A 13,132-nucleotide genomic window follows, 5' to 3' on the forward strand; every position below is an offset into this window, starting at 1 on the left:
ACAGGCAAGGGAAGAAGTGAGGAAATAACACATGACTAAAGCAGGCAAAATAACCGCCGCCATCACAGGGACTTTCTTGTTGTTGATCGTCATAGTGATTTTGTTGATCGCAACATTTGACTGGAACCGCCTCAAACCGACCATCAACCAGAAAGTCTCTACCGAATTGAACCGGCCTTTCGCTATTCGCGGCGATTTAGGCGTGGTGTGGGAACGCCAAAAACAGGAAACCGGCTGGCGAAGCTGGGTACCGTGGCCGCATGTTCACGCGGAAGACGTCATTCTCGGCAATCCGCCGGATATTCCGGAAGTCACGATGGTGCATCTGCCACGCGTTGAGGCGACGCTTGCCCCGCTGGCGCTCCTGACCAAAACCGTCTGGCTGCCGTGGATCAAACTGGTGAAACCCGACGCGCGTCTTATTCGTCTGTCCGAGAAAACCAATAACTGGACCTTTAACCTCGCGCAAGACAAGAATACGGACCCCAATGCTAAACCTTCCGCCTGGTCCTTCCGGCTGGATAATATTCTCTTCGACCAGGGGCGAATCGCGATCGATGATAAGGTCAGCAAGGCGGATATCACTATTCTGATCGATCCGTTAGGCAAACCGTTGCCGTTCAGCGAAGTGACGGGAACGAAAGGCAAAGCAGACAAATCCAGCGTGGGCGACTATGTCTTCGGCCTGAAGGCGCAGGGGCGTTATAACGGGGAACCGTTGACTGGTACGGGCAAAATAGGCGGTATGCTGGCGCTACGCAGCGAAAGTACGCCTTTTCCTGTGCAGGCCGATTTCCGCTCTGGCAACACGCGGGTGGCTTTTAGCGGCGTGGTGAACGAGCCGATGAAAATGGGCGGCGTCGATCTGCGGCTTAAATTCTCTGGCGATTCACTGGGCGATTTATATGATTTAACCGGCGTGCTGCTGCCGGATACGCCGCCGTTTGAGACCGATGGGCGATTGGTGGCGAAAATTGACGCCGAAAAGTCATCGGTATTTGATTATCGCGGTTTTAATGGGCGCATTGGCGACAGTGATATCCACGGCTCCCTCACTTATACCACCGGTAAACCGCGCCCTAAACTGGAAGGCGATGTCGAATCGCGCCAGTTACGACTGGCCGATCTTGGGCCGCTGATTGGCGTGGATTCCGGGAAAGACGCTGAGCAGTCGAAACGGTCTGAACAGCGCAAAGGCGAGAAGAATGTTCAGCCGGCGGATAAAGTGTTGCCTTACGATCGCTTTGAAACCGACAAATGGGACGTTATGGACGCCGATGTCCGGTTTAAAGGCCGGCGTATTGAGCATGGCGGCAGTCTACCGATTAGCGATCTTTCGACCCATATCATCCTGAAAAACGCCGACTTACGTCTACAGCCGCTGAAGTTTGGTCTGGCAGGCGGCAGTATTGTCTCCAACATCCATCTGGAAGGGGATAAAAAGCCAATGCAGGGGCGGGCGGATATACAGGCGCGTCGGCTGAAGCTTAAAGAACTGATGCCGGATGTGGAGCTGATGCAGAAAACGCTGGGCGAGCTGAACGGCGATGCGGATATTCGCGGGACGGGCAACTCGGTCGCCGCGCTGCTTGGCAACAGTAACGGCAATCTGAAATTATTGATGAATGATGGATTGATTAGCCGCAACCTGATGGAAATCGTGGGGCTGAACGTCGGCAACTATATTGTCGGGCAGATTTTTGGCGATGACGAAGTGCGGGTTAACTGCGCGGCGGCGAATCTCAATATTGCGAACGGCGTGGCGCGACCGCAAATTTTTGCTTTTGATACAGAAAATGCGTTGATTAACGTGACCGGTACGGCGAGCTTCGCCTCTGAACAGCTCGATTTAACCATTGATCCGGAAAGTAAGGGGATTCGTATTATTACGCTGCGATCGCCGCTGTACGTGCGTGGGACATTTAAAAATCCGCAGGCGGGCGTCAAGCCCGGCCCGCTGATTGCGCGCGGCGCGGTTGCGGCAGCGCTGGCGACGTTGGTAACGCCCGCCGCCGCGCTATTGGCGCTCATTTCGCCCTCTGAAGGCGAAGCCAATCAGTGCCGGACGATTTTAACGCAGATGAAGCAGTAACGTGAAACGTAGCGCCGGATGACGCCATCCGGCGCCCTATTACAACGCCTGATGACGCGTCTCATGGGTTAACAGCAGTGCAATCAGCGTCAGCGCCGCCATTGACGCCAGGTAAACCCCTACCGCCGCCAGCCCGTAGTGGCTTTGCAGCCATGCGGCAATATACGGCGCGACGGAAGCGCCCAGAATCGATGACACATTGTAGGAAAACGATGCGCCGGTATAGCGCACTTCCGTCGGAAATAGCTCCGGCAGCAGCGCTCCCATTGGGCCGAAGGTCAGCCCCATCAGGCTCAGGCCTAACAACAGGAACACGAATACCAGCGCTGGATTGCCTGAACCCAGCAGCGGGGTAAAGGCGAACAACGCGAAGAGAATGATGAGCGTGGTAATGATGACCATGCTTTTCCGACGGCCAAATGCGTCCGCCAGCAGGCCGGCGACGGGCACCATCACGCCAAAACCAATCACCGCCATCATCAGCATCCACAGTATTTCATTGCGCGGCAAGCCAAGCCCCACCGGCGCGGCGGCAGTGCTGTAAGTCATGGAATAGACGGTCATGATATAGAACAGCGTGTAGGTCGCCAGCATGATAAACGTGCCGAGAATGGTTACGCGGACATGCTTCGTCAGCAACGTGCCCAGCGGTATTTTTACCTGTTTTTTCGCTGCGGCGACTTTCGCAAACACCGGCGTTTCATGCAGCGACACGCGCACATACAGGCCGATAATTACCAGCACCGCCGAGAAGATAAACGGCACGCGCCAGCCCCAGCTCATAAACTGCTCGTCGGTCAGCAGCCAGGAGAGCAACAGGAAGGTGCCATTGGCAAAGAAGAAGCCGATCGGCGCGCCCAACTGCGGGAAGGAGCCATACAGCGCGCGTTTGCGCGGCGGCGCATTCTCCGTCGCTAATAACGCTGCGCCGCCCCATTCGCCACCCAGCCCCAGTCCCTGACCGAAACGCGCCAGCGCCAGCAGCAGCGGCGCGAAAATACCTATCGTCGCGTAGCCCGGTAACAGACCGATAATGACCGTGGAGATCCCCATCGTCAGCAGCGAAGCCACCAGCGTGACTTTGCGGCCTACCCGGTCGCCGAAGTGGCCGAATAGCGCAGAGCCAATTGGACGCGCCACAAACGCGATAGCGAAGGTGGCGAGCGATTGTAGCGTTGCCGCAGTGGGATCGCCCTGGGGGAAGAAGATAAGGGGGAACACGATCACCGCAGCGGTGGCGTAAATATAGAAGTCGAAGAACTCAATCGCGGTGCCGATAAGCGAGGCAATAACGACTTTATTGCGTGAGTTTACCGGAACATGTTCCTGTTCATGGTCGAGTGTTGTGGCGGTTGCTTGCATACTATTTTCTTATTTTTAGCGAACGAATAGCCATATTACGCACAGCAAAAGTTATATTTCAATGTGTAACAAAAGCCAAAAATGGTCAAAAAAAGCGCAAAAAGGGGATAATGTTTAAGCCAGCCATTTTGCGTCTATGAAATGCTTCACATAATTTTAGAATTAGTGGATAAAACTGGTTTCTGGTTAAATAAAAGTTAATTACTGGATTTATATGCTGAAACAATGAGATGAGGCGGAAGGACGTGCCTGATTGTACCGCCGGGTACGCTTTGCTTGCCCGGCCCGGGACCACACGCCAGTAGGCCGAATGACGACGCCGTGCGTGCCATTCGGCAGCAAGCCGCAGACTAGCGTTGCGTTTTACCCGGCATTCGCGGGTCGTCCTTGTATTCGGCGGTGGCTATCCAGGCCGCGCAGAATAACGTCAGGCGGGCAAAAAAGTAGAAGAAGGCCATCAGACCGAGTACGGAGCCAAACGCCGCGCCGGAAGGCGATTTCACCAGTGACGGCAGCGTATAGGTCATAATGATTTTAATCACCTCAAAACCGATAGCGGCGATAAATGTCCCGCGAATCAACGCTTTTTTACGGGGACGATGGCGAGGCAGTCGCCAGAAAATCCAGAAAAAAAGTAGATAGTTGGCAAAAATAGAGATGGCCAGACCGATCAAATGCCAGGCCGGTTTTAACCATTCGATGCTGTCGAGATACAAGGCGGAGATGATCATCTGCTGGGCGGAACCGGCGATGGAAGTAATGGACAGCGTAATGATTAAAGCGATTAATAATCCAATCAGCGAGATAAAATCGCGCAGATATTTGAGCCAGATTTTCTCCTGATCCTGCGGCTTGCGCTCCCAGACGTCCCGTGACTGGGCGCGAATCGCTTCCCGCAGGTTGCCCATCCAGTTAACGCCGGAATAGAGCGCGATACCCAGTCCGACCAGCCCTACCGTGGTACGCTGTTGAACCGCCGTATTAATCGTATTTTTAAGCGTGGACGCCAGCGTAGGATCGCTCACATTCATCAATATCTTGCTGAAAATATCTTCCAGTAGATTAGGGTGCGAGGCGAGGATAAAACCTGCTGCGGCAAAGGACACCATCATTATCGGGATCATCGACAGAAACGAAAAGTAGGTGATAGCCGCGCCAAACTGATTACCCAGTCGATCGTTAAAACGTTCGGTCGCGCGAATGAGGTGGGCCACCATTGGTTGACGCTGAATTTTTTGCATCAGGGTGGTGACGGAATGCAACGCCTGATTTGCCTTTTCGTTTTTTTCTGGGGCGTCATGCGGCTGCGTTTCTATTTTTTGTATCGGGTCGTGCTCCAGTTCCTGAATAGGGCGTTTTACGTCATTTTCCTGCGTCATCAGGTCGGTAGTCCTTCATCATTAATAGAATATGTCAGTATAGCTTCTCCCCGATGGATGCTGAAAATGCGGCTACTCTGCGGCCTCTTTAATGGTTTCAGTCAGCCATACCATAAACAGGTGTACCCGGCGGGAAAGATTACGGCGATGGGGATAATGCAGCGTCACCGGCAGTGGAGCGGCGCGATATTGCGGTAAAATTTCAATGAGCGTTCCGGCGCGTAACGCCTCCCGTACAGCAATGCGCGGCGTCTGAATGATTCCTAATCCTGCCAGACAGGCCGTATGCCAGGTCTCTGTACTGTTTACCGTTAGCATTCCGCCGGTTTTTACCCACTGCATACCGTGGGGAGTTTCAAAGGCAAAACCCGGTGAAGAGACTCCCGGGGTCAATGAATAATGCACCATCGCATGTGAGGCGAGATCGTCAAGGTTTTCTGGATACCCAAAGCGCGCCAGGTATTGTGGGCTGGCGCAGTTCACCCTCCTCAGTTTGCCAAGCGGGCGCGTCAGTATCCCTGGCGCATGTAGCGGCTCTGTGCGCACCACGCAGTCGAAATCTTCCCGTAGTAAATCGACCTGTCGATCGCTACTACAAAGTTCCAGCGCAATGCCGGGATACTGATGCAAAAAAGTGGGCAGGCGCGGCATGATGAGGCTGTTTGCGAGACATGGCGGTATATCTACCCGTATTTTGCCGCTGATACTGGCGGGATCAGGTTGGAAAAGACCCTCCAGTTCATCCAGGTTACTCAACAGATCTTTTGCCCGTTCGTAGTAAACCATTCCGTCCTGAGTAAGTTGTACCCGCCGGGTGGTGCGGTGGAGCAGGCGGATGCCCAGTTGATGTTCTAACGCTTGTATTTGCCGTGAGACGCTGCCTTTGGGAAGGCCGATATCCTCTGCTGCGCGGGAAAAACTTTCCCGTTCCGCCACGCGTACAAACAATTTCATTGCATATATTTTATCCATCATCAGGCTCTATTATTGTTCTTATTGAAACAGTGACGCTGAAGCGGCTGGTTTTATTGATTTTCTAGCACCTAATAAGCCCTTTCGCAATCATTGCTCGCGTGACGAATACGTCTGATCGCGTTGCGCGGCGGATTTATCGCTTTCCGGCCAGGCATTTTAGCGCCAAAAAGCCGATAAACGGGACGAGAGCGGTAAAACACGCTGATAGCCGCGGGTGTAGTGAGAGAGAGAAATGCATGTACATATACGGTATTGTCATTGACCCATCGTCGCGGTTTTCAGGCGGATTGGCTATTTTTTAACAAAATGTGCTACTTTATTTTTTGTAACACATCAGGCGAAAAGCAGATATTTCCTTTGTGACGCGCCAGGCGTACTCTTCATTAAATTAATATTCAAATTAGCCTTGGCTGTTCGCGCTAATAAGATATTCCTTACTTTAAAAGGCTAATTTTAGCGAATTCTGTAATCCCGATGTTGAAGCTGTAAATATTCATAACCTTTCCCTTCCTCAACCAATGACTATCGGTAAAATGGCCTATACCAAATGGCGACTTCTTATTTTACCCTACGGGTAATACCCTTCCTCATCTTGAGACTATTATCTTACCCAGGTGGAGAAAAGTAATGCAGGTAATCATGTTTGACAGGCAGTCAATATTTATTCATGGAATGAAAATCAGTTTGCAGCAGCACATTCCAGGAATAAGTATCCAGAGTGTCGGTCAGGCAGAAGAACTCTGGCAAAAAATAGAAAGCGCGCCGGATGCGCTGGTCATGCTGGATAGCGGCCTGGATGCTGAATTTTGCCGCGAGGTGTTACAAAGAATCGCGCAGCAATTTCCGGAGGTGAAGATTATTATCACGGCGATGGATGGCAGTCAAAAGTGGCTGCATGAAGTCATGCAATTTAACGTTCAGGCCGTGGTGCCACGCGATTCTGATGCCGAAACCTTTGTCCTTGCGCTCAATGCTGTCGCTCGCGGGATGATGTTTTTACCGGGGGATTGGTTAAATTCAACGGAGCTGGAGTCCCGTGATATAAAAGCGTTAAGCGCCCGCCAGCGGGAAATTTTACAGATGCTTGCCGCAGGAGAATCAAATAAACAAATTGGGCGGGCGTTAAATATTAGTACCGGGACGGTTAAAGCGCATCTGGAGTCGCTTTACCGGCGGTTGGATGTAAAAAATCGTACCCAGGCCGCCATGATGTTAAATGAATCGAATTAGCGACGTTAAATTCGCAGCCCGCTTATTTCTGGCTGTGAAATATCACCCGTATTGATTAATGATAAAAAACGCTGATGTCCGATGCTGAACATCAGCGCAATAAGCGTTTCGCGTTGAAACCGATCGTTAAGTTCCGGCAAACAATTCTGTAGCAGCATATCGCAGCTATTGAGGTCATCCAGCAAGAATGCCTCCGCCTGTTCGGGCGTAATGAACGTCAGCGTCTCATCCGGCGTCAACATATGCCCGTAACCAATCACCCAGTTACCCTGCCGATCGCGATACTTTTCCAGCGACAGACCCTGCCACTGTTTAATAAACGCGATGCAGGCGGAGCTAAAGCGAGATGAAATGTGCGGCATGGCATCTTTCTCATAAAAAGCGCGATTATAAAGTGTGCTGCACGCGTGGCTAGCGGTCAGACGGCCAAACGCAGGCAGGGAAAAGGTCTATGCCGTTCAGCGTCACGCCGCGTTGACAGAATGAAAAACTGATGTTTTTGGTTAGTAACCGATCTTCTTATAAATTTGCAATCATTAAGATTAAGTCACTGAAATGTGGCTGAATCTGTTATATCTATGAAAAAACATAATTAAAAGAAAACGAAGATCTCGTCGCGGGATCGTCTTTTTAGGGAAGATAATGACGAATAGCGCTTCGCAGGCGACACGCGCGCCTTTTGAACATAGCCTGGGGATTATCCGCCAGGCATCAATAGAAATCCTGCTGTTGCTGGGTATTCATACCACAGAGGGAAAAGAGCCCCGGTGGTTCATGGAACAACTTGAGCAGGCGCGTCTTAACCTGGGCGGTTGGGGCGCGGTGGCGAAAAAATTGCGGATAAATGACGCGCAGTTGAGCCAGTTTATGCTGCAACTGCGTCACCTTCAGCAGCATGTTCCCCAGTATGACAGCGGGCAAGAGGTGAGCGAAAATCAACTCCTTGCCGCGTTGCGTTTTGTCACCTCGCTGGAACATCTACGTCAGCAGCAGCCGCTACTGACGTATCAAACTGAGCTGGAAGACCCCGACCAGGAGGCGCATCTTGAGGCGCAGCGTCAGCTGCGAGCGATAGAACTGACGTTAAAAGCGCTTATTGCGCGCGCATGGCCGGATCGGGCGTCGCTGAATCACTACCTCAAGCAACATTTTGGCCCGGACCGTTTGCGCCAGTGGTTAAAACAGGGAGAAGATCAACATGCGCTGGAGGGCATGTTGTTCAGCGAACTGGCGCTTATGGTGGTCGATAAAAAATTGTTTGCCCGTCATTACGTCAGAATTTTTAATGACGCCTCAGCGTTAACGCTGTTCGCCGAGTCGCGCACCACTCTGCGTATGTTTCTGGATGATTGTCGCCTCGCGCGAAACGAGGTTATCGCCAGGCAGCCGCTCACCTCAGCGCAGCTTATGCTGCTAAACGTTCAGTATCAGCAAATCGTTCGGCCCATCCAGCGCGCCTATGCCGAAAAACGTACTCGCGTGAATCCCGCTTCGTTTCTGCTGGCGGATGAACGTGAATTGCGCCAGTTCTGGGAAACCGCGCGGCTTAAAGATCGGCAGGCCGGGGGAGATAAGCATGAGATTAGCGAGAGCATAGAACCACCGCGTAAGCGGCCTCCGCGTACGCCTGAAGAGCGTGAGCAACTTATTTCCGGCGCTTTGTGGGGCGCGGTTGGCGTCATGACGCTGGCGATACTGGCGGGCGCGTTCTGGCTATTTAGTTCGTCGTCGCCAGGCTCCGATAACGGGCAAGCTCCCGCAATGGCGCAGGATGAACCGCCGCGCGAGGCGCCTTCCGCGCGGGAAACGCTCAATCATATGGGGATTACCTGGGATGCGTTTACCATGCGGGCGGCGATAGAGCGCAATGATACGCGGGTGACGGCGCTGTTCCTCCAGGGCGGAATGAACTGGCAGCTCGCGTGGACGGAGCAGGCGTTTGCGGCAGGACATACCGAGGTGCTGCAACTGTTGTTGCGTTATCCCGCGCTGATGGATGAGGTCAAACCCTGCCGACGATTTATCACAACGTTAAGTCATGACATGTCGAGCGGCGCGCCGCTGACCGCGATGCATAAAACCTATTTGCAAACGTTTTGCACCGTTCCGGCTGTTGTGACGCGCCAGCAGCACGATACGGAGCAGGCCCGATTGCGCGCTCAGGCCCGGCCCAGCGCAGACAATAAAAAATGGCTGAAAATTCAGTCAGCCATTTATGATGCGATTCACTGAGGCCGGAGCAGGTTAAGGCTCTCCGTAAAGGCCAATCAGGCGGCGCACCACGCCATTGGTCCAGCCGAACCCATCCTGTAGCGGATACTCGCCCCCGCCGCCTTCGCGGGGCGTACCGCCGGAAATATGGTATTTCTCGATCAGTTTATGGTGCTCCTGATAAAAATGGTTCACTGTTTTTAACCAGTTATGGGCGATTTCATCGCCCAGCATATCGTCGCCATACCGTTTGAAGCCCTGAATCGCCATCCATTGCAGCGGTGCCCAGCCGTTCGGTTTATCCCACTGTTCGCCGGTTTCGTATTCGGTCGCCATAATCCCGCCGGGCGTTAACAGACGGCTGCGTACCACATTTGCCAGACGGTCGGCCTGCTCGTGGTTCGCCATACCGACATACAGCGGCACGATACTGGCGGCGGAAAAGAGCGCCATTTCTTCGCGTCGCCAGTCATAGTCCCGATAACAGCCGTTTTCATCATCCCACAGATAATGGTTTACGGCGGCGCGTCGATCGCTGGCTTTCTGGCGAAATAGCGCCTCGGTGTCACGTTCGCCTTTCAGTGCTGAAATATTGGCGATAGCGCTCTCCAGTTTATACAGAAAAGCGTTCAAATCGATAGGGATAAACTGGGTCGTACGTATGCTGGCAAGCCGGCCCGCATCGCGTAGCCAGCGTGAAGAATAGTCCCAACCGGACGCCGCCCCGGCGCGCAAATCCCGGTAGACTTCATTGGGCGGACGACCGGAGTGTTTTGCAGTTTCGACATCTTCCAGCCAGGACTCGTCGCGCGGCGTGTCGCGATCGTCCCAGTAGCGGTTCAGCAGGGAACCGTCCGGCATCCGCACAACGTGGCGATAAGCCTGGTTGAGCGCCAGCGATTCGGCGCCATCCATCCAGAAGGCGTATTCCATTTTGAGATGGTCGAGATAACGCCGCGCGCCGCGTACGCCATCTTCTTCGAACAGTTCAACCATCAGGGCGAAAACCGGCGGCTGCGAGCGGCTCAGATAATAGGTCCGGTTGCCGTTGGGAATATGGCCATAGTTTTCAATCATCCAGGCGAAATTATCCGCCATACATTTAAGTAAATCTTCGCGCCCGCTTTCCGCCAGACCCAGCATGGTAAAATAAGAGTCCCAATAATAGGTTTCGCTAAAGCGGCCTCCCGGCACGATATAGGATTGCGGCAGCGCCAGCAGCGAAGACCACGGAATATGATCCTGCGGTTCGCGCGTCAGTATCGGCCAAAGCTGGTCAATATGTTCTTTGAGCGAGTTTTCGGGGTTAGAGACATACTCGCTGGATAAGGTTTCCGGTAGCCAGAAATGGTTCTCGACGAAGCGGCGTAAGTCAAAATCACGGTGGCGTCTGACCTTACGGTAGCGGATCAGGATATCAAGCGGGTCCATCTTCGGCGCGCAGTCCGGGAACGTTTTACTGTCTGGAAACAGTTTTGTTGACTGTACATGCTCGAACAGTTCGAGATACCGATCGGCAGGGGTCAGGGCGTCAGAGGCGGGAAGCCCCTCGATCATCTCCGGCTCCGGTTCCGCCTCGATCATTTCATCCAGCTTTAACTCGCACGGGTCTGTTTCATAAAGCAGATCGACATCAATAGTCAGATCTTCAGAAGGCGTGGGGTTTAATTTCTGGTTGAGCATAATGACAAGGACCTCCGGCTTGCGTCGTAAAAGATACGGGTGTTGCCCGGCTGTCTATTAAGCGTAGACATTCGCTTCGATACCTGAGTGGCAAAGTGTGCGATAGATCACATTTTGCAATTTGTCTCTCAAGAAAAACACTTCATAACTTACTGAATAGTATTGCGAAAATCCTATTTTCATGACGCCCGCCCCAGACCTAAAATCAGAACATTCGTTTCATAGCGGTATCACTACGTCACCGCATGGCGTGGATTCACAAGCAAAGGTAACGTAAATAGTTATAATACAAGCTATGGCACCATGATAATACAAATGGATACAAATGATCGAGCAACCCGACAGTAAAAGCGCCAAACCGCTTTATAAGCAGCTTGAAGCCGCCTTAAAAGAGGCCATTGCGCGTGGAGAGTATAAACCAGGCCAGCAGATCCCGACGGAAAATGAACTGAGCGCGCGCTGGCAGGTGAGCAGGGTCACGGTCCGTAAGGCGTTGGATGCGCTGACGCGTGAAAATTTGCTGACCCGTGTCTCCGGCAAAGGCACCTTTGTCTCTGGTGAGAAATTTCAGCGTAGCATGACCGGCATCATGAGTTTCAGCGAGTTATGCCAGTCCCAGGGACGTCGCCCGGGGTCACGCACTATCAAATCCGTTTTTGAATCGGTAGACGATGAGACAAAAGCGTTACTGAATATGAACGATGGCGAAAAAGCGGTCGTCATTGAACGTATCCGCTATGCCGACGATGTGGCGGTATCGCTGGAAACCGTACATCTTCCCCCACGTTTTGCGTTTTTGCTGGACGAAGATCTTAATAATCACTCTTTGTATGAATGCTTACGCGAGAAACACCACTTATGGTTTACCCACTCCCGTAAGATGATCGAACTGGTTTATGCCAGCTTTGAAGTCGCCCATTATCTTGGCGTCAACGAGGGTTATCCGCTGATCCTGATAAAAAGTGAAATGATTGATAACAAAGGAGAACTCTCCTGCGTTTCGCAACAGTTGATTGTCGGCGATAAAATACGGTTTACCGTATGATGTCAGCATTACGCTAACGAAGAGCAGGCTGAATCGGGATCCAGATCGCGGATCCCGATTTTTTTTGGTTTCCATCTTGATCAAATGTCTTTAAATGTCATATAAAAATAACAATACATTATGAGTCATTTATGGCGAATCCTCGCCTGTATCATTGATGGAACCAGAGGAAAGCATGATGGGTATGAAAGAGACAGTTAGCAATATTGTGACCAGCCAGGCAGAGAAAGGGGGCGTTAAACACGTCTATTACGTGGCGTGCGGCGGTTCTTATGCGGCGTTCTATCCGGCGAAAGCATTTTTAGAAAAAGAAGCGAAAGCGTTGACTGTCGGTCTGTATAACAGCGGAGAATTTATTAACAACCCGCCGGTAGCGCTGGGAGAAAATGCCGTTGTGGTTGTCGCCTCCCACAAAGGTAATACGCCAGAGACAATTAAAGCGGCTGAAATCGCCCGTCAGCACGGCGCGCCGGTCATTGGTTTAACCTGGATAATGGATTCACCGTTGGTGGCGCATTGCGACTATGTGGAAACGTACACGTTTGGCGACGGTAAAGATATTGCCGGAGAGAAAACGATGAAAGGCCTGCTGAGTGCGGTCGAACTGCTCCAGCAGACGGAAGGGTATGCGCACTACGACGATTTTCAGGATGGAGTCAGCAAAATCAACCGTATCGTCTGGCGCGCTTGCGAGCAGGTTGCGGAACGCGCGCAGGCGTTCGCGCAGGAATATAAAGACGATAAAGTCATTTACACCGTCGCCAGCGGCGCGGGCTATGGCGCAGCCTACCTGCAGAGCATCTGTATCTTTATGGAAATGCAATGGATACATTCCGCCTGTATTCATAGCGGTGAGTTTTTCCACGGGCCGTTTGAAATTACCGATGCGAATACACCTTTCTTCTTCCAGTTTTCCGAGGGCAATACGCGGGCGGTGGATGAACGCGCGTTAAACTTCCTGAAAAAATATGGCCGCCGGATTGAAGTTGTCGATGCGAAAGAACTGGGGCTATCGACCATTAAAACCACGGTTATTGATTACTTTAACCACTCTCTCTTTAATAACGTTTATCCCGTTTACAATCGGGCGTTAGCTGAGGCGCGCCAGCATCCGTTAACGACGCGCCGCTATATGTGGAAAGTGGAATATTAATT

The 13,132-nt window shown here is 52.2% G+C and carries 10 protein-coding genes; 5 read left to right on the forward strand and 5 right to left on the reverse strand.

What is annotated here, in order from left to right; genetic code table 11:
• Window positions 1-31 precede the first annotated feature (31 nt).
• Window positions 32-2,092 carry an AsmA family protein gene (locus ABVM99_RS16960; RefSeq protein ID WP_023195887.1) on the forward strand — a complete coding sequence of 687 codons (2,061 nt, stop codon included), beginning with the start codon at window positions 32-34 and terminating at the stop codon, window positions 2,090-2,092.
• A gap of 39 nt (window positions 2,093-2,131) precedes the next feature.
• Here the strand turns inward: ABVM99_RS16960 and ABVM99_RS16965 are convergent, their stop codons facing one another.
• From ABVM99_RS16965 to ABVM99_RS16975, 3 genes are all read right to left on the reverse strand, one after another.
• Window positions 2,132-3,454 (reverse strand): MFS transporter, encoded by a 1,323-nt coding sequence (locus ABVM99_RS16965; RefSeq protein WP_001148981.1) that lies wholly within the window; start codon window positions 3,452-3,454, stop codon window positions 2,132-2,134.
• 350 nt (window positions 3,455-3,804) lie between these two features.
• Window positions 3,805-4,833 (reverse strand): inner membrane protein YhjD, encoded by a 1,029-nt coding sequence (yhjD, locus tag ABVM99_RS16970; protein WP_000191231.1) that lies wholly within the window; start codon window positions 4,831-4,833, stop codon window positions 3,805-3,807.
• Between the two features lie 72 nt (window positions 4,834-4,905).
• On the reverse strand, window positions 4,906-5,805 hold the full coding sequence (locus ABVM99_RS16975; RefSeq protein ID WP_000358042.1) for a LysR family transcriptional regulator: 900 nt from the start codon (window positions 5,803-5,805) through the stop codon (window positions 4,906-4,908).
• 630 nt (window positions 5,806-6,435) lie between these two features.
• On the opposite strand from ABVM99_RS16975, the gene ABVM99_RS16980 reads away from it, so the two are divergent.
• Complete coding sequence (locus ABVM99_RS16980) at window positions 6,436-7,038, forward strand: response regulator transcription factor (RefSeq protein ID WP_001196081.1); 603 nt, start codon at window positions 6,436-6,438, stop codon at window positions 7,036-7,038.
• A gap of 5 nt (window positions 7,039-7,043) precedes the next feature.
• Here ABVM99_RS16980 and ABVM99_RS16985 read toward each other — a convergent pair whose 3' ends face one another.
• Window positions 7,044-7,400 carry a glycoside hydrolase family protein gene (locus ABVM99_RS16985; RefSeq protein ID WP_001120252.1) on the reverse strand — a complete coding sequence of 119 codons (357 nt, stop codon included), beginning with the start codon at window positions 7,398-7,400 and terminating at the stop codon, window positions 7,044-7,046.
• Window positions 7,401-7,680: 280 nt separating this feature from the next.
• Between ABVM99_RS16985 and ABVM99_RS16990 the strand changes: the two genes are divergently transcribed.
• Entirely contained in the window at window positions 7,681-9,270 is a 1,590-nt protein-coding gene (locus ABVM99_RS16990) for an STY4199 family HEPN domain-containing protein (RefSeq protein WP_000185004.1), read from the forward strand.
• A gap of 12 nt (window positions 9,271-9,282) precedes the next feature.
• On the opposite strand, the gene ABVM99_RS16995 is transcribed toward ABVM99_RS16990, so the two are convergent.
• Complete coding sequence (locus ABVM99_RS16995; protein ID WP_000934257.1) at window positions 9,283-10,932, reverse strand: alpha,alpha-trehalase; 1,650 nt, start codon at window positions 10,930-10,932, stop codon at window positions 9,283-9,285.
• Window positions 10,933-11,257: 325 nt separating this feature from the next.
• On the opposite strand from ABVM99_RS16995, the gene ABVM99_RS17000 reads away from it, so the two are divergent.
• Window positions 11,258-11,977 carry a GntR family transcriptional regulator gene (locus tag ABVM99_RS17000; RefSeq protein ID WP_000572565.1) on the forward strand — a complete coding sequence of 240 codons (720 nt, stop codon included), beginning with the start codon at window positions 11,258-11,260 and terminating at the stop codon, window positions 11,975-11,977.
• A gap of 175 nt (window positions 11,978-12,152) precedes the next feature.
• Window positions 12,153-13,130, forward strand: coding sequence for a 6-phosphofructose-aspartate deglycase (fraB, locus tag ABVM99_RS17005; protein WP_010989080.1), 978 nt, complete (start codon window positions 12,153-12,155; stop codon window positions 13,128-13,130).
• Window positions 13,131-13,132 lie beyond the last annotated feature (2 nt).

Origin of the sequence: Salmonella sp. SJTUF15591 (assembly GCF_043356435.1) — a bacterium.
Classification (GTDB): Bacteria; Pseudomonadota; Gammaproteobacteria; order Enterobacterales; family Enterobacteriaceae; genus Salmonella; species Salmonella enterica.